The organism is Streptomyces sp. V3I7, from assembly GCF_030817495.1.
Classification (GTDB): domain Bacteria; phylum Actinomycetota; class Actinomycetes; order Streptomycetales; family Streptomycetaceae; genus Streptomyces.
In genome coordinates this window covers 3,619,425-3,636,085 of sequence record NZ_JAUSZK010000001.1, presented here as the reverse complement: position 1 = coordinate 3,636,085, position 16,661 = coordinate 3,619,425, and the positions used below count along the sequence as shown (strand labels likewise).

At 71.1% G+C, this 16,661-nt stretch carries 18 protein-coding genes; 9 read left to right on the top strand and 9 right to left on the bottom strand.

All coding sequences use genetic code 11. From position 1 onward, the window contains the following. The first annotated feature begins 46 nt into the window (after window positions 1-46). From QFZ74_RS16980 to QFZ74_RS16970, 3 genes are all read left to right on the top strand, one after another. Window positions 47-535 (top strand): phage holin family protein, encoded by a 489-nt coding sequence (locus QFZ74_RS16980; protein WP_307621658.1) that lies wholly within the window; start codon window positions 47-49, stop codon window positions 533-535. Beyond that, a complete protein-coding gene (locus QFZ74_RS16975; RefSeq protein ID WP_307621657.1) occupies window positions 532-1,467 on the top strand; it encodes an alpha/beta fold hydrolase in 936 nt (311 codons plus the stop codon). The genes QFZ74_RS16980 and QFZ74_RS16975 overlap by 4 nt, the downstream gene beginning before the upstream one ends. A gap of 127 nt (window positions 1,468-1,594) precedes the next feature. Continuing rightward, entirely contained in the window at window positions 1,595-1,774 is a 180-nt protein-coding gene (locus QFZ74_RS16970) for a hypothetical protein (RefSeq protein WP_307621656.1), read from the top strand. Between the two features lie 20 nt (window positions 1,775-1,794). On the opposite strand, the gene QFZ74_RS16965 is transcribed toward QFZ74_RS16970, so the two are convergent. The 3 genes from QFZ74_RS16965 to nth form a co-directional block, all read right to left on the bottom strand. After that, window positions 1,795-2,994 (bottom strand): MarP family serine protease, encoded by a 1,200-nt coding sequence (locus QFZ74_RS16965; RefSeq protein WP_307621655.1) that lies wholly within the window; start codon window positions 2,992-2,994, stop codon window positions 1,795-1,797. 13 nt (window positions 2,995-3,007) lie between these two features. Then, window positions 3,008-3,703 (bottom strand): CoA pyrophosphatase, encoded by a 696-nt coding sequence (locus QFZ74_RS16960; RefSeq protein WP_307621654.1) that lies wholly within the window; start codon window positions 3,701-3,703, stop codon window positions 3,008-3,010. A 148-nt stretch (window positions 3,704-3,851) separates the two neighbouring features. Then, a complete protein-coding gene (gene nth / locus QFZ74_RS16955; protein ID WP_373462398.1) occupies window positions 3,852-4,796 on the bottom strand; it encodes an endonuclease III in 945 nt (314 codons plus the stop codon). 274 nt (window positions 4,797-5,070) lie between these two features. Between nth and QFZ74_RS16950 the strand changes: the two genes are divergently transcribed. Continuing rightward, complete coding sequence (locus QFZ74_RS16950; protein ID WP_094218401.1) at window positions 5,071-5,745, top strand: Crp/Fnr family transcriptional regulator; 675 nt, start codon at window positions 5,071-5,073, stop codon at window positions 5,743-5,745. Window positions 5,746-5,880: 135 nt separating this feature from the next. Further along, window positions 5,881-6,702, top strand: a complete 822-nt coding sequence (locus QFZ74_RS16945) for a nucleotidyltransferase domain-containing protein (protein WP_307621652.1) — start codon at window positions 5,881-5,883, stop codon at window positions 6,700-6,702. Between the two features lie 7 nt (window positions 6,703-6,709). On the opposite strand, the gene QFZ74_RS16940 is transcribed toward QFZ74_RS16945, so the two are convergent. The 4 genes from QFZ74_RS16940 to QFZ74_RS16925 are packed head-to-tail and all read right to left on the bottom strand — an operon-like array spanning window position 6,710 to window position 9,112. Beyond that, window positions 6,710-7,558: an MBL fold metallo-hydrolase gene (locus tag QFZ74_RS16940; protein WP_307621651.1), complete on the bottom strand. Its 849-nt coding sequence runs from the start codon at window positions 7,556-7,558 to the stop codon at window positions 6,710-6,712. Beyond that, on the bottom strand, window positions 7,555-8,433 hold the full coding sequence (locus QFZ74_RS16935; RefSeq protein WP_307621650.1) for an NUDIX hydrolase: 879 nt from the start codon (window positions 8,431-8,433) through the stop codon (window positions 7,555-7,557). Before QFZ74_RS16935 ends, QFZ74_RS16940 begins: the two co-directional genes overlap by 4 nt. Before the next feature lie 59 nt (window positions 8,434-8,492). Continuing rightward, a complete protein-coding gene (locus QFZ74_RS16930; RefSeq protein ID WP_307621649.1) occupies window positions 8,493-8,957 on the bottom strand; it encodes a RidA family protein in 465 nt (154 codons plus the stop codon). Next, window positions 8,957-9,112 (bottom strand): DUF4177 domain-containing protein, encoded by a 156-nt coding sequence (locus tag QFZ74_RS16925; RefSeq protein WP_100202903.1) that lies wholly within the window; start codon window positions 9,110-9,112, stop codon window positions 8,957-8,959. Before QFZ74_RS16925 ends, QFZ74_RS16930 begins: the two co-directional genes overlap by 1 nt. A gap of 71 nt (window positions 9,113-9,183) precedes the next feature. Here QFZ74_RS16925 and QFZ74_RS16920 point away from each other — a divergent pair, with 71 nt between their 5' ends. Then, window positions 9,184-10,176: an ArsA-related P-loop ATPase gene (locus tag QFZ74_RS16920; RefSeq protein WP_307621648.1), complete on the top strand. Its 993-nt coding sequence runs from the start codon at window positions 9,184-9,186 to the stop codon at window positions 10,174-10,176. After that, complete coding sequence (locus QFZ74_RS16915) at window positions 10,173-11,528, top strand: ArsA family ATPase (protein WP_307621647.1); 1,356 nt, start codon at window positions 10,173-10,175, stop codon at window positions 11,526-11,528. The genes QFZ74_RS16920 and QFZ74_RS16915 overlap by 4 nt, the downstream gene beginning before the upstream one ends. Window positions 11,529-11,787: 259 nt before the next feature. Here the strand turns inward: QFZ74_RS16915 and wblA are convergent, their stop codons facing one another. Further along, window positions 11,788-12,126, bottom strand: a complete 339-nt coding sequence (wblA, locus tag QFZ74_RS16910; RefSeq protein WP_307621646.1) for a transcriptional regulator WblA — start codon at window positions 12,124-12,126, stop codon at window positions 11,788-11,790. Window positions 12,127-12,631: 505 nt separating this feature from the next. On the opposite strand from wblA, the gene QFZ74_RS16905 reads away from it, so the two are divergent. Beyond that, the gene (locus QFZ74_RS16905; protein WP_307621645.1) at window positions 12,632-14,917 is read left to right on the top strand and encodes a transglycosylase domain-containing protein; all 2,286 of its coding nucleotides are present in this window, start codon (window positions 12,632-12,634) and stop codon (window positions 14,915-14,917) included. Window positions 14,918-15,028: 111 nt separating this feature from the next. On the opposite strand, the gene QFZ74_RS16900 is transcribed toward QFZ74_RS16905, so the two are convergent. Next, complete coding sequence (locus tag QFZ74_RS16900) at window positions 15,029-15,496, bottom strand: GatB/YqeY domain-containing protein (RefSeq protein ID WP_307621644.1); 468 nt, start codon at window positions 15,494-15,496, stop codon at window positions 15,029-15,031. A 126-nt stretch (window positions 15,497-15,622) separates the two neighbouring features. Here QFZ74_RS16900 and QFZ74_RS16895 point away from each other — a divergent pair, with 126 nt between their 5' ends. Then, window positions 15,623-16,549 carry a metallophosphoesterase gene (locus QFZ74_RS16895; protein ID WP_307621643.1) on the top strand — a complete coding sequence of 309 codons (927 nt, stop codon included), beginning with the start codon at window positions 15,623-15,625 and terminating at the stop codon, window positions 16,547-16,549. Window positions 16,550-16,661 lie beyond the last annotated feature (112 nt).

Here is a 16,661-nt window from a genome sequence, read left to right as displayed (position 1 = left end):
AGACGGTACAAAACGAGACGGCACGCAGAGGAAGAGGGAGACCGCGATGAGCGCACCCCAGGGCAGCCCGGTTGGCGCCGAACACAGCATCGGACAGCTGTTCGCCTCGGCGACGACCGAGATGTCGGCGCTGGTGCACGACGAGATCGCGCTGGCCAAGCTCCAGCTCAAGCAGGACGTCAAGCGCGGCGCGACGAGCGGCGGCGCGTTCATGGCGGCCCTCGTGATCCTGGTGTTCTCCCTGCCGATGCTCAACTTCGCGCTGGCGTACGGCATCAGGACCTGGAGCCACTGGAACATGGCGCTCTGCTTCCTGCTGTCGTTCGCGGCGAACGTGCTGCTCGCCGCGCTCCTCGCGCTGATCGGACTGGCCTTCGCGAAGAAGGCCAAGAAGAGCCGGGCCCCGCAGAAGGTCGCGGCGTCCGTGAAGGAGAGCGCGAACGTGCTGCAGAAGGCCAAGCCGCACCCCCGCCAGGGCGTCGCCGAGCACCGTGCCCTCGAGCCCGCCGAGGATGTGGCACGCTCATCGTCATGACGGATCCCGCCACTCCTTCGGTCGAACGCCTCGTCGTCCCCGGAGGAATCGAGGTAACGCACCGGGACGTCGCCGCCAACGGTGCCCGCTTCCACATCGCCGAGGTGGGCGACGGCCCACTGGTCATGCTGCTGCACGGCTTCCCGCAGTTCTGGTGGACCTGGCGCCACCAGCTGGCGGCGCTGGCGGACGCGGGGTTCCGGGCGGTGGCGATGGACCTGCGGGGCGTGGGCGGCAGCGACCGTACGCCGCGCGGCTACGACCCGGCCAACCTCGCCCTCGACGTCACCGGCGTCATCCGCTCCCTCGGTGAGCCGGACGCCGCGCTGGTGGGGCACGACCTGGGCGGCTATCTGGCGTGGACGGCCGCCACGATGCGCCCGAAGCTCGTACGGCGGCTCGCGGTGGTCTCGATGCCGCACCCCCGGCGCTGGCGTGCGGCGATGCTGCGGGACGCCCGGCAGACGGCCGCGAGCTCCTACATCTGGGGGTTCCAGCGGCCCTGGATCCCGGAGCGGCAGCTCACCGCGGACGACGGCGCGCTGGTGGGCCGGCTGATCCGGGAGTGGTCGGGCCCGCGGCCGCTGGAGGACGAGGCGATCGAGACGTACCAGCGGGCGATGTGCATTCCGTCGACCGCGCACTGCTCGATCGAGCCGTACCGCTGGATGGTGCGGTCGCTGGCGCGGCCGGACGGCTTCCTGTTCAGCCGCCGGATGAAGCGGCCGGTGCGGGTGCCGACGCTGCATCTGCACGGCTCGCTGGACCCGGTGATGCGGACGCGCAGCGCGGCCGGCTCGGGCGAGTACGTCGAGGCGCCGTACCGCTGGCGGCTGTTCGACGGGCTGGGGCACTTCCCGCATGAGGAGGACCCGGTCGCTTTCTCCACCGAACTGATCAACTGGCTGAAAGACCCCGAACCCGATCGGTGACCGAGCCGGAGCGCCCGGAATCCGGATCGGAACACCTGTCCGACGAACGGCCACATGCCCGGCGCATAGGCCAATTGAGGGGCTCGGGCGCGGTTATCGACCTTGGGGCACGGGCAGACGTCGGGGTATGGGCTGGACGCACGACTACAGTGACGCACCCCGCAACCGCCGCTCGGCCGCCGGCCTGAGCTCTCACCAGCGAGGGACCCCGCAGATGCCGGACGGCGGCCTGCGGGTGGGGATCTCGCTCATTCTGCGCCGCCGGGCCCGCTGGGTCTCGGTGCGCATCCGGCATCCGCGGGGCTGAGCCCCGCACCCCCTTCCGGCCTACAGGGCGCAGCTGTCCGTGCCCACCTGCTGGTTGGCCGTGCGTCCCGTGGTGATGTCCTGCTGGATCTCGTCCGCCGTGAGCGCGTAGCCGGTGTCGGCGTCGTCCAGGGACTTCGCGAAGACCACGCCGTAGACCTGGCCTGCGGGCGTGAGCAGCGGACCGCCGGAGTTGCCCTGGCGGACGGTCGCGTACAGCGAGTAGACGTCGCGGCGGACGGTGCCGCGGTGGTAGATGTCCGGGCCGTTGGCGGTGATGCGGCCGCGCACGCGCGCGGCACGGACGTCGTACGACCCGTTCTCGGGGAAGCCCGCGACGATCGCGCCGTTGCCGCTCGCCGCGTCGGTCGTCGAGAAGCGCAGGGGGCGCGCCTCGAGGTCCGGTACGTCGAGGACGGCGATGTCGCGCCGCCAGTCGTAGAGGACGACCTTGGCGTCGTACTTGCGGCCCTCGCCGCCTATCTGCACGGTGGGTTCGTCGACGCCGCCGACGACGTGCGCGTTGGTCATGACGCGGCGGTCGGCGAAGACGAAGCCGCTGCCCTCCAGGACCTTGCCGCAGCTCTGGGCGGTGCCCATGACCTTGACGATGGACTTCTGGGCGTGCCGCGCGACGGGGCTGCCCGCGAGGGCCGGGTCCGGCGGGCGGACGTCGGTGATCGGCTCGTTGGCGAAGGGGCTGAAGACCTGCGGGAAGCCGTTCTGGGCGAGGACGGTGGAGAAGTCCGCGAACCAGGTGTCGGCCTGCGTGGGCATGGCCTGGGAGACGCCGAGGAGGACCTTGGAGCTGCGGACCTCCTTGCCGAGGGTCGGCAGGGTCGTCCCGGCCAGGGCCGAGCCGATCAGCCAGGCGACCAGGAGCATGGCGACGACGTTGACGAGGGCGCCGCCGGTCGCGTCGAGAGCGCGGGCCGGTGACCAGGTGATGTAGCGGCGCAGCTTGTTGCCGAGGTGTGTGGTCAGGGCCTGGCCGACGGAGGCGCAGACGATGACGACGATCACGGCGACGACGGCGGCGGTGGTGCTGACCTCCGCGTTGCCGGTCAGCCAGTCCCAGATGACGGGCAGCGCGTAGATGGCGACGAGTCCGCCGCCCAGGAAGCCGATCACCGACAGGATGCCGACGACGAAGCCCTGGCGGTAGCCGACGATCGCGAACCACACGGCGGCGGCGAGCAGCAGGATGTCCAGCACATTCACGGACGCCACCCTGTCATGACCGCCAGTCGAGTGGGACCTGCTTGTCGCGGTCCCAGGGCAGTTCCCAGCCCGCGTAGTGCAGCAGGCGGTCGATGATTCCCGCGGTGAAGCCCCATACGAGGGCTGATTCGACCAGGAATGCCGGGCCTCTGTGGCCGCTGGGGTGGACGGTGGTGGCCCGGTTGGCGGGGTCCGTGAGATCCGCCACGGGGACCGTGAAGACGCGGGCGGTCTCGCCCGGGTCGACGACACCGACGGGGCTCGGCTTGCGCCACCAGCCGAGCACGGGCGTGACGACGAACTCGCTGACCGGGATGTACAGCTTGGGCAGCACGCCGAAGAGCTGGACGCCGGAGGGGTCGAGGCCGGTCTCCTCCTCGGCCTCGCGCAGGGCGGCCCGCAGCGGGCCGTCGGCCGCCGGGTCGCCGTCCTCGGGGTCGAGGGCGCCGCCGGGGAAGGAGGGCTGGCCGGCGTGGGAGCGCAGCGAGCCGGCGCGCTCCATGAGGAGCAGTTCGGGGCCGCGCTCGCCCTCGCCGAAGAGGATCAGCACGGCGGACTGCCGTCCGGCGCCGTTCTCGGGCGGCAGGAAGCGGCTGAGCTGGAGCGGCTCGACCGTCTCCACGGCGTGCACGACCGGGTCGAGCCAGCCGGGCAGGCCCTCCTTGCTCAGCACCACAGGCTCGTCCTGGGTGTCGCTCGTGTGCGTCATGCCCACCCCCGTTCTGCCGTGTCCGACGCACGGCTCTCTGCCGCTTCCCGGGCGCGGCGCTCGGCCGCCTGGGAAGCGTGACTCGACGGGTCCAACGGCCCGCGGCCGCGAGATCGTTCCGAGGGGTCAACCGGCGTTGACGGGCGCGTCACGCGGCCCCCAGGGGAGGCGCGGGCTTCCCGCCCGCGTCGAGGTAGGACTGCGGGGGCTTCAGGCGCTGGCCCGGGAAGCCGCCCTTCTCGTACTTGAGCAGCTTCCTGGCCTTCTCCGGGTCGGTCTCGCCCTCGCCGTACGCCGGGCAGAGCGGGGCGATGGGGCAGGCGCCGCAGGCGGGCTTGCGGGCGTGGCAGATCCGGCGCCCGTGCCAGATCACGTGGTGCGAGAGGTCCGTCCAGTCGCTCTTGGGGAAGAGCGAGCCGACGGCCGCCTCGATCTTGTCGGGGTCGGTCGCGTCGGTCCACTGCCAGCGCCGTACGAGCCGCTGGAAGTGGGTGTCCACGGTGATCCCGGGTCGTCCGAAGGCGTTGCCGAGGACGACGAAGGCGGTCTTGCGGCCGACGCCGGGCAGCTTGACGAGGTCCTCCAGCCGGCCGGGGACCTCGCCGCCGAACTCCTCGACCAGGGCCTTGGACAGCCCTATGACCGACCTGGTCTTGGCGCGGAAGAAGCCGCACGGGCGGAGGATCTCCTCGACCTCCTCGGGGTTGGCCGCGGCCAGGTCCTCGGGGGTCGGGTACTTCGCGAAGAGCGCCGGGGTCGTCTGATTGACCCTCAGGTCGGTGGTCTGGGCGGACAGCACCGTGGCGACCAGGAGCTGGAAGGGGTTGTCGAAGTCCAGCTCGGGGTGGGCGTAGGGGTACACCTCGGCGAGCTCGCGGTTGATGCGGCGGGCCCGGCGGACGAGGGCGGTGCGCGACTCGTTCCGGGGAGGTTTCGCGGCGGCTTCGCGGACGACCTGCGAAGCTGTCCTGGAGGCAGCCTTGCCGGCGGCCTTCGCGCGGGTGGATCCGGTGGCCGGAGCAGCCTTCGAGGGGGCACCCTTTTTCACAGCTTTCGCCGCTTTCTTCGCGTTGCCGGAGCTCTGTTCGCCCACAGCGGAATCTCGGCGTACAACCACCCGTCCAGCCCCCTTGGCCTGTGCTCTACCGGCGATTTGGACACCCGGCCAGCCTAAAGCCCGGCACGGACATCCGCCGTGGACCTCGAAGATCGGCGCCCAATTGGACCCCTGCCGCTTACCTTGGGACACCTGTGCGGCATCCTTGTGACAGATCACACTGTTTGGACCGTCCGGCAAAATGGGGAACACGATCCCCTGGCACGTGGGGGACCCAGATCCCCTGAGCAGGTCTACAAGGAGAGAACTCGTGGACGACGTTCTGCGGCGCAACCCGCTCTTCGCGGCTCTCGACGACGAGCAGGCCGCGGAGCTGCGCGCCTCCATGAGTGAGGTGACGCTCGCCCGCGGCGACTCCCTCTTCCACGAGGGCGACCCGGGCGACCGGCTCTACGTGGTCACCGAGGGCAAGGTCAAGCTCCACCGCACCTCCCCCGACGGCCGCGAGAACATGCTCGCCGTCGTCGGCCCCAGCGAGCTCATCGGCGAGCTGTCGCTCTTCGACCCGGGCCCGCGCACGGCGACCGCGACCGCGCTGACCGAGGTCAAGCTGCTGGGCCTCGGCCACGGCGACCTCCAGCCCTGGCTGAACGTACGGCCCGAGGTGGCCGGCGCTCTGCTGCGCGCCGTCGCCCGCCGCCTGCGCAAGACCAACGACGCCATGTCCGACCTGGTCTTCTCCGACGTACCCGGCCGCGTGGCGCGCGCCCTGCTGGACCTGTCGCGCCGGTTCGGCGTGCAGTCCGAGGAGGGCATCCACGTCGTCCACGACCTGACGCAGGAGGAGCTGGCCCAGCTGGTCGGCGCGTCCCGCGAGACCGTGAACAAGGCCCTCGCCGACTTCGCCCAGCGCGGCTGGCTGCGCCTGGAGGCGCGGGCGGTCATCCTGCTGGACGTCGAGCGGCTGGCCAAGCGCTCGCGCTGACACCGGCTTCGGCCGTACGACCTCGGGGGTCGGCTTCTCGCGAGCCGGCCCCCGCTGTCATGTCCGTCCTCAGTGGGGTTCCAAGCGCCCGGAAACGCGTCGCGCCACGGCATCCCCGCGGGGCACAGTGACCGCATGTCCGCACTCCCCGCCCCGCACGGTCTCGACGCCAGGGGCTTCATCGCCCGCGAAGGATCCCTCACGCGCGTGCCGGACGCGTTCCGCCCGGTCGTGGCGGCCGCGAGCGAGCGGCTGGCGGAGGCCTTCGGCGCGCGGCTCGACAGCGCGTACCTCTACGGGTCGATTCCGCGCGGCACCGCGCGCGTGGGACGCAGCGATCTCGACCTGCTGCTCGCCCTGCACGAGGAGCCGGACGACGCGGACCGGGAGGCGGCCCGTGCGCTCGGGGAAGCGCTCGACGCCGCGTTCCCGCAGATCGACGGCGTGGGGACGCTCCTGTACAGCCGGGCGCGGCTGCTGAGCGAGCTGGAGCGGTACGACCTGGGTTGGTTCGTCTCCTGCCTGTGCACGCCCCTCCTCGGGGAGGATCTCGCCGCGCACCTGCCCCGCTACCGGCCCGACGCGCTCCTGGCCCGCGAGACCAACGGGGACCTCGCCCTGCTCCTCCCGCGCTGGCGCGAGCGGATCGCCGCGGCCGCGGACACCGAGGAGGCCAGGCGGCCCCTCGTGCGGTTCATGTCGCGGCACCTCGTGCGGACGGGGTTCACGCTGGTGATGCCCCGGTGGAACGGCTGGACCAGCGATCTGGCGGCGATGGCCGAGGTGTTCGGCGCGTACTACCCGCGGCGGGCGGCGCAGATGCGCTCCGCGGCCCGGTACGGCCACGAGCCCTGCGGCAACGGCGTCATCCTGCGGTCGTACGTCGATGACCTCGGGCCGTGGCTCGCGGCGGAGTACACGCGCGTGCACGGCACGAAGGCCCCCCGGCCGGACTGACCCCGAGTCAGCCGAGCCCGGGCTCCTGGATCAGCCCGTGCTCGCGCAGGTACTCCAGCTGGGCCCGGACCGACAGTTCGGCCGCCGGCCACAGGGAGCGGTCGACGTCGGCGTACACGTGGGCGACGACCTCGGCGGCGGTGCGGTGGCCGTTCTCGACGGCCGTCTCGACCTGGGCGAGACGGTGGGCGCGGTGGGCCAGGTAGAACTCGACGGCGCCCTGGGCATCCTCCAGGACGGGACCGTGGCCGGGGAGGACGGTGTGGACGCCGTCGTCGACCGTCAGCGACCTCAGCCGCCTGAGGGAGTCCAGATAGTCGCCGAGGCGGCCGTCGGGGTGCGCCACCATCGTCGTACCGCGGCCGAGGATCGTGTCGCCGGTCAGGACCGCGCGGTCGGCCGGGACGTGGAAGCAGAGCGAGTCCGAGGTGTGGCCCGGGGTGGTGACGACGCGCAGCTCCAGGCCGTCGAGCGCGACCACGTCCCCGGCGGCCAGCCCCTCGTCGCCCAGCCGCAGCGCCGGGTCCAGCGCGCGCACCTTGGTGCGGGTCAGCTCGGCGAAGCGGCCGGCGCCCTCGGCGTGGTCGGCGTGGCCGTGGGTGAGCAGGGTCAGCGCGACGCGCTTGCCGGCCTGCTCGGCCGTGTCCATGACGTTCTGGAGGTGGCCCTCGTCCAGGGGGCCCGGGTCGATCACCACGGCGACGTCGGAGCCGGGCTCGGAGACGATCCAGGTGTTCGTGCCGTCCAGGGTCATCGCGGAGGCGTTGGGCGCCAGGACGTTGACCGCGCGCGCGGTGGCGGGCCCGGAGAGGACACCGCCCCGGGGCTGGCCGGGCAGGGCCGCTGCGTGCGTCATGCCGGGCCTCCCGCGCTCGGCGTGGCCGGGATGTGCTTGGTGAACTCCTCGTGCCCCGGCCAGGACAGGACGATCTCCCCGTCCACCAGGCGGGCGCTGGCCAGCACCGGCGTCATCTCGCGCGCGGGCGCGGCCGCGAGCGCCTCGGCGGCGGTGCCGTACGAGGTCAGCTGACGCAGGGTCGCGATGGTGGGCGGCATCATCAGCAGCTCGCCCTTGTCGTACGAGGCCGCGGCCTCCCCGGGCCGGATCCACACCGTGCGATCGGCCTCGGTGGAGGCGTTCCGGGTGCGCTGGCCCTCGGGGAGGGCGGCGACGAAGAACCAGGTGTCGTACCGGCGGGACTCGAACTCCGGCGTGATCCAGCGGGCCCAGGGGCCCAGCAGGTCGGAGCGCAGGACCAGGCCTCGCCGGTCCAGGAACTGAGCGAACGACAGGTCACGGGCGACCAGGGCGGCGCGGTCGGCCTCCCAGTCGTCGCCGGTGGTGTCGCCGACGACCGAGTCGGGGGCGGGTCCGGCGAGCAGGACGCCCGCCTCCTCGTACGTCTCGCGCACGGCCGCGCAGACGATCGCCTGTGCCCCGCTCTCGTCGACGCCGAGCCGCTCGGCCCACCACGCGCGCGTGGGGCCCGCCCAGCGGATCCGGTGATCGTCGTCGCGCGGGTCGACACCGCCGCCGGGATACGCGTACGCGCCCCCGGCGAAAGCCATGGAGGCGCGTCTGCGCAGCATATGGACGGCGGGGCCGCCGGTGGTGTCCTTCAGGAGCATCACGGTCGCGGCGCGCCTCGGGGACACCGGCGTGAGGGTGCCTTCCGCGAGCGCGCGGATGCGCTCGGGCCACTCCGGGGGATACCACTGCCCATTCGCCATGGGCGGAGGCTATCCCGTGGTGGGCGAATGTTCGAGGGGTCCCTGGGGCCGTCCCGGCCCTACGGGATCAGCTCGACCTGGATCTCGACCTCCACCGGGGCGTCCAGCGGGAGGACGGCGACACCCACCGCGCTGCGGGCGTGCACGCCCTTGTCGCCGAGGACCTCGCCGAGCAGCTCGCTGGCGCCGTTGATCACACCGGGCTGGCCGGTGAAGTCCGAGGCCGAGGCGACGAAGCCGACGACCTTCACGACGCGCGCGATGCGGTCCAGGTCACCGGCGACGGACTTCACGGCGGCCAGGGCGTTCAGCGCGCAGGTGCGGGCCAGTGCCTTGGCCTCGTCGGCGGTCACCTCGGCGCCGACCTTGCCGGTGACCGGCAACTGCCCGTCCACCATCGGAAGCTGACCGCTGGTGTAGACGTACGGGCCGCTCTGCACGGCCGGCTGGTACGCGGCGAGCGGCGGCACGACGTCGGGCAGGGTCAGCCCCAGCTCGGCCAGCCTGGCCTCGACAGCGCTCATTACTGCTTCTCCCGCTTCAGGTAGGCCACGAGCTGCTCGGGGTTCGGCCCGGGCACGACCTGGACGAGCTCCCAGCCGTCCTCGCCCCAGGTGTCCAGGATCTGCTTCGTGGCGTGGACGAGCAGCGGCACGGTTGCGTATTCCCACTTGGTCATACGGCGACTGTAGCCGCTGTTATCCACAGCCTCCCGCGTAGGCGGTGGCCGGACTGGTTAGTCTCGAAGACGTGAGCAGGTTCCAGATCGTCAGCGGCAAGGGCGGCACCGGGAAGACGACGGTCGCCGCCGCCCTCGCGCTGGCCCTGGCCACGGAGGGGAAGCGGACGCTCCTCGTCGAGGTCGAGGGCCGGCAGGGCATCGCACAGCTCTTCGAGACGGAGGCGCTGCCGTACGAGGAGAGAAAGATCGCGGTCGCACCGGGGGGCGGTGAGGTCCACGCCCTCGCCATCGACCCCGAACAGGCCCTGCTGGAGTACCTCCAGATGTTCTACAAGCTGGGAAGCGCCGGCCGGGCCCTGAAGAAACTCGGCGCGATCGACTTCGCCACCACCATCGCGCCGGGCCTGCGGGACGTCCTGCTGACCGGCAAGACGTGCGAGGCGGTGCGGCGCAAGGACAAGAAGGGGCGGTTCGTCTACGACCACGTCGTCATGGACGCGCCGCCGACCGGGCGCGTGACCCGCTTCCTCAACGTGAACGACGAGATGGCGGGCCTGGCGAAGATCGGGCCGATACACCATCAGGCGCAGGCCGTGATGCGGGTCCTGAAGTCGTCGGAGACCGCGGTCCACATGGTCACGCTGCTGGAGGAGATGCCCGTCCAGGAGACGGCGGACGGCATCGCCGAACTGCGGGCGGCGGGGCTGCCGGTGGGCCGGATCATCGTGAACATGGTGCGCCCGCAGGTGCTGGACGCCGCCGACCTGGAACTCGTACGGACCGTGCCGCGCACCGCGGTGGCCAAGTCGCTGTCGGCCGCCGGACTGGGCGGCGCGCGCCGCGGCGGCAACGCGGAGCGGCTGGTGACGCCGCTGCTCGACCAGGCCGCGGAGTACGCCGAGCGGTACGCGCTGGAGCACGAGCAGCGCGCGGTCCTCCGCGAGCTGGATCTGCCGCTGCACGAACTGCCTTTGTTCGCCGAGGAAATGGACCTCGCGGGCGTGTACGAACTGGCCACCGAATTGCGGGAGCAGGGCATGTCAGAACAGGGGATGTCATGAGTCCGGACCCGGCCCACGCACAGGACCCCGCCCGTCACCGGGTCTCCCCCGTCTCACCCGCGCCCGCGCTCGACGTCGACGCGCTGCTCGACGACCCGGACACCCGGATCGTGGTGTGCTGCGGCTCGGGCGGCGTCGGCAAGACGACGACCGCGGCGGCGCTCGGGCTGCGGGCGGCGGAGCGCGGACGCAAGGCCGTGGTGCTGACCATCGACCCGGCCAAGCGGCTCGCCCAGTCGATGGGCATCGACTCGCTGGACAACGTCCCGCGCCGGGTCAAGGGCACCGAGGACCGGGGCGGGGAGCAGTCGGGCGGCGAACTGCACGCCATGATGCTCGACATGAAGCGCACCTTCGACGAGGTCGTCGAGGCGCACGCGGACCCCGAGCGGGCGGCCACGATCCTGGCGAACCCCTTCTACCAGTCACTCTCGGCGGGCTTCGCGGGCACGCAGGAGTACATGGCGATGGAGAAGCTGGGCCAGCTGCGCTCGACGGACGAGTGGGACCTGATCGTCGTCGACACCCCGCCGTCCCGCTCCGCGCTGGACTTCCTGGACGCGCCGAAGCGGCTGGGGTCCTTCCTGGACGGGCGGTTGATCCGGGTGCTGACGGCGCCGGCGAAGCTCGGCGGCCGCGCCGGAATGGCCTTCCTCAACATCGGCATGTCGATGATGACCGGCACGCTGGGCAAGCTGCTCGGCGGGCCGTTCCTGAAGGACGTCCAGACCTTCGTCTCCGCGATGGACACGACGTTCGGCGGCTTCCGTACGCGCGCGGACGCCACGTACAAGCTGCTCCAGGCACCCGGCACGGCGTTCCTGGTGGTGGCGGCGCCAGAGCGGGACGCGCTGCGCGAGGCCGCGTACTTCGTGGAGCGGCTGGCCGCGGAGGGCATGCCGCTCGTCGGGCTCGTGCTCAACCGCGTCCACGGCAGCGGCGCCGACCGGCTGTCCGCCGAGCGGTCGCTGGCCGCGGCGGAAAATCTTGCGGAGCCCCGCATTGTGGATCAGGGCGACGGGAAAGCTGGACTTCGTAACTCTCCCGATCCACACGGCAGTTCATCTTCGGCCCCGCCCTCCGGTTCGCCCGCGTCCGCGTCCCACTCCCCCGCCGGACCGGACAGCGTCGTCGACCGGCTCACGGCAGGCCTGCTGAGGCTGCACGCCGACCGCATGCACCTGCTCACCCGCGAACGACGCACCCGCGACCGTTTCGCGGCACTCCACCCCGAGGTACCGGTGGTGGAGGTCGCCGCGCTCCCCGGCGACGTCCACGACCTCACGGGCCTACGGGAAATCGGCGACCGCCTGGCGAGCCGACCCTCGGACGGGCCTGACACGGAGGCGTGAACGCCCAGTTGTCCGGCGTACGTGCGTAAGTGCGTAAGTCCTGCCTGACGCGGCCGGGCAGGCGACGGAGCTCCACCTGAGCCGGGCACGGGCTGCCGGCAGCACTGCCCGAGGCGATGACGGGCAGGCGGTCCGGAGGCAGGCGCCGCGGCCATACGCCACCGGCGTCGGCGCCCTGGACATGTGCGCGTGCACCGGAGCCGCGCTCCCACGCCGCGCTCCCACGCCGCGGGCACATGCCGGAGCCGAGGGATCCTCCTCAGCTCACCGCCGCGTAGTTCTCGTACACCTCGTCGTCGTCCAGGGGCACGATCCCGGCGCCCCGTTCGTACTCCAGACGTGCGGTCTCCAGGAGCCTGCGCCAGGAGGTCACGGTGGGGCGCCTGCGCAGCAGTGCGCGGCGCTCCCGCTCCGTCATGCCTCCCCACACGCCGAACTCGACGCGGTTGTCCAGCGCGTCGGCCAGACACTCGGTGCGTACCGGACACCCGGTGCACACCGCCTTGGCCCTGTTCTGCGCTGCTCCCTGAACGAACAGTTCATCCGGATCGGTAGTGCGGCAGGCGGCCTGCGCACTCCAGTCGGTTACCCAGCCCATACCGGCGCCGTCCTCTCCCGAATCGAGGCTCCCCCACGGCGGCAGCGGCATATTCACCGCCGCCAGTTGAGGACGTTACGGAAGGTGGGCACAGCGCAACACCCCCTTCGGGCCCAATCTTGAATGGCCCGAACGGACTATGGGTTACCGGCAGATCACCCGCGGGAGTGAGCTGGCGACATGCGTGATCATCCCGGCAAACCGGGACAGTGGTGATGCGCCACAGCGGACGCCGGATGACACACGAGGCGAATTCGGACACGCCGCCCACTCGTCTTGCCATGCCCGACGGAACGATCCGCGGAAGAAAGCCGAGAAGATCCGGAACGATTCGGGGTCGCCGGACGTATTGATACGTGACCGCGCTGCCGTGACAGTTGAGAGCAGCTTAGGCCAAGGCATCCACGCCTGTCCGGCGAACCGCGATGTCACGATCCGGTACTCGAACATCCCGAGGAACACCCGCTCCCGCGGAATGCTCATCACTTCGGATTAGGCTGCCCCCATGCCAAAGAAGCGCTCGGGCGGTGGTCTGTCGCCCATGCAGCAGGCCGCCAAGTTCCTCGGTGTCAGTGTGCTCGCCGGAGCGGTGATGGCGGGCATCGCACTGCCCGCGGCCGGCGCGCTCGGGCTCGCCGCCAAGGGCTCGGTCAAGAGCTTCGACGAGATCCCGGCCAATCTGAAGAGCCCTCAGCTCAGCCAGCGGACGACGATCCTCGACAGCCAGAACAACCAGATCGCGTCCGTCTACTCGCGCGACCGCACGGTGATGGACCTCACGGACATCTCGCCGTACATGCAGAAGGCGATCGTCGCGATCGAGGACTCGCGCTTCTACCAGCACGGCGCGATCGACCTGAAGGGCGTCCTGCGCGCGCTGAACAAGAACGCGCAGAGCGGCGGGGTCGCCCAGGGCGCCTCGACGCTCACCCAGCAGCTGGTGAAGAACTACTTCATCGAGGAGGCCGGCGACGACCCGACGAAGGTCGCGCAGGCCACACAGCAGACGCTGGGCCGCAAGGTCCGCGAGCTGAAGTACGCGATCCAGATCGAGGAGAAGCTCGGCAAGAAGAAGATCCTCGAGAACTACCTGAACATCACGTTCTTCGGGGAGCAGGCCTACGGCGTCGAGGCGGCCTCGCAGCGCTACTTCTCCAAGCACGCCAAGGACCTCAACCTCCAGGAGGCCGCCCTCCTGGCCGGCATCGTCCAGTCGCCGAGCCGCTACGACCCGGTGAACGACGAGGCCGAGGCCACCAAGCGCCGCAACATCGTGCTCCAGCGCATGGCCGAGGTCGGCGACATCTCCCCCGCGGAGGCCGAGGAGGCCAAGCGCCAGCCGCTCGGGCTGCACGTGAGCCAGCCCAAGAACGGCTGCATCACGGCGGTCAAGGGCTCGGGCTTCTTCTGCAAGTACGTCGAGAACGTCTTCCTCAACGACCCGGTCTTCGGCAAGACCAGGGAGGCTCGCGCGAAGGTCTGGAACCGCGGCGGCCTGACGATCCGTACGACGCTCGACCCGCAGGCGCAGGACTCGGTCCAGACCTCGCTCAAGGACCACGTCAACCAGTCCGACCCGGTCGCCGCGGCCGCCACCCTGGTCGAGCCGGGCACGGGCAAGATCCTCGGCATGGGCCAGTCGAAGCCGTTCGGCTACGGCAAGGACGAGACCGAGTACAACTTCTCCGTCGACCACTCCATGGGCGGCTCCAACTTCGGCTTCCCGACCGGCTCGACGTTCAAGCCGTTCGTGGCCGCGGCCGCGATCGAGGGCGGGAGGCCGGCGACCCAGGAGTACCCCTCGCCGTACCAGATGCCGTACCCGAGCCCGGTGCAGACGTGCGGCGGCAAGCCGTGGGTCAACGTCGACCGCGACAAGGTCGAGAACGAGAACCGCGAGGAAGTCGGCCCGTACCGGATGAAGGAGGCCATGGCGAAGTCGGTCAACACCTACTTCGTGCAGATGATCTCCGACATCGGTCTGTGCCCGGTGGTCAAGATGACCGACGCGCTGCACGTGGTGCAGGGCAACGGCGACAAGCTCCCCGAGAAGCCCGCCATCGCGCTCGGCTCGATCGGCCTGTCCCCGCTCACGATGGCCAGCGCGTACGCCACGTTCGCCTCCCGCGGCATGTACTGCACGCCGGTCGCCATCGAGGCGATCACGCAGAAGGTCGGCAACGAGGAGAAGTCGCTGCCGGTCCCGAAGTCGACGTGCTCACGCGCGATGAACGAGAAGACCGCCGACACGATCAACACCCTGCTGCGCGGGGTGGTCGACTCCGGCACCGGCCAGCAGGCGGGCCTCACCGACCGGGAGAGCGCGGGCAAGACGGGTACGACGGACGAACGCAAGAACGCGTGGTTCGTCGGCTACACGCCCAACCTGGCCGGCGCGGTCTGGGTCGGCAGCGCCCGGCAGGACGTGCAGATGAAGAACATCACCATCGGCGGCTCGTACCACCCGCTGGTCTACGGCGCCGACGTCCCCGGCCCGATCTGGAAGGACGCGGTGACCGGCGCCCTGGCGGGCAAGCCCGCGCTGTCCTTCACCCTGGTCGACATCCCGGACGACGAAAGGGACAAGGACAAGGACAAGGGCGGCCGGGGTCAGGGCAACGGCCGCGGCGACGGGAACGGCAACGCCGGCGGCTTCATCGGCGGCCTCTTCGGAGGCCAGACCGGCGGCCAGAACGGCGGCCCGCTCCCGGCGCCCTCCGTCACGCTCCCGGGCGGCGGCGTCACGGGCGGCCAGAACAACGGAGGCAACAACGGGGGCCGACGCCCCTGAGGCCCCACTGGGGACCTGAGCAACGCGACAGGGCCGCACTCCGGGATCCGTGATCGGGATCCGGGGGTGCGGCCCTGGTCCTCGTAAGGGCTACTCGGAGCCGGGGGCCGGTCAGCCCTGGAGCAGCTTCTTGACGACGGCGGCGACCCGGCCGCCCTCGGCCTGGCCCGCCACCTTCGGGTTCACGATCTTCATGACGGCGCCCATGGCCCGCGGACCCTCGGCACCAGCGGCCTTGGCCTCCTCGACGGCCTGGGCCACGATCTGGTTCAGCTCCTCGTCGGAGAGCTGCTTCGGCAGGTACGTGGCGAGCACCTCGCCCTCCGCCTTCTCCCGCTCGGCCTGCTCGGCACGACCACCCTGCGCGAAGGCCTCGGCCGCCTCGCGGCGCTTCTTGGCCTCCTTGGTGATCACCTTGAGGACCTCGTCGTCGGAGAGCTCGCGCTTCTCCTTGCCCGCGACCTCCTCCTTGGTGATCGCGGCGAGCGTCAGGCGCAGCGTGGAGGAGCGGAGCCCGTCGCGCTCCTTGATCGCGGCGTTGAGGTCGTCGTGCAGCTTCGACTTGAGCGTGGTGGTCATGTCATCGATTGTCGCAGGTGCGCCGGCCGCGCCGCCCGTCGATTTACGGCGCCCCCGGGCCGTCGTCCCCTCTCCTTGAGGGACGCCCTGGCTCAGCGCGTTGACGTGGTCTGTCACGATGGGCGTATGCGTGCGCGATACGGAGTACCCCTGGGAATCATGGCGGCCGGCGCGGCCGGTCTGGCGTATGCGGCGGGGATCGAGGCCCGCGCCTTCAGACTCCGCCGGGTGACCGTCCCGGTGCTCCCGGAGGGCATGCGTCCGCTCCGCGTCCTCCAGGTCTCCGACATCCACATGGTGAGCGGCCAGGGCAAGAAGCGCCGCTGGCTCCAGTCGCTGGCCGGCCTGCGCCCTGACTTCGTGATCAACACGGGCGACAACCTGTCCGACCCGGAGGGCGTCCCGGAGGTCCTGGACGCCCTCGGCCCCCTGATGGAGTTCCCGGGCGCGTACGTCTTCGGCTCGAACGACTACTACGGCCCCAAGCTCCGCAACCCCGCCCGCTACCTGCTGGAGAAGACGAGCGGCCGGCACGGTCTGAACGGCAACCCGCCGGTCGTGGGCGCGATCCACAACCCGTGGGAGGACCTGCGGGACGCCTTCGACGCGGCGGGCTGGCTGAACCTGACGAACACCCGGGGGACGCTGAAGACCGAGGGCGTCTCGGTGGAGCTGACCGGCCTGGACGACCCCCACATCAAGCGCGACCGCTACGCCCGGGTGGCCGGCGGCCCGTCCGGTACGGCCGACTTCTCGATGGGCGTCGTCCACGCGCCGTACCTGCGCGTCCTGGACTCGTTCACCGCGGACGACTACCCGCTGGTCCTGGCCGGCCACACACACGGCGGCCAGCTCTGCATCCCCTTCTACGGCGCCCTGGTCACCAACTGCGACCTGGACACGGACCGCGTGAAGGGCCTGTCGACGCACACGGCACAGGGCCGTACGTCGTACCTGCACGTCTCGGCGGGCTGCGGCACGAACCGCTACACGCCCGTACGGTTCGCGTGCCCGCCGGAGGCGACGCTGCTGACGCTGGTGAGCAAGAGGTAGCCGAAGAGGTAGCCGCCGGAGGTCCGCGGATCCGAGCCGGGCGGGAGCAACGGCGTACGTACGCCTGTACGCCGTTAACCCACCCGGCTCACCCGTATCGCCCCTTTTGCCC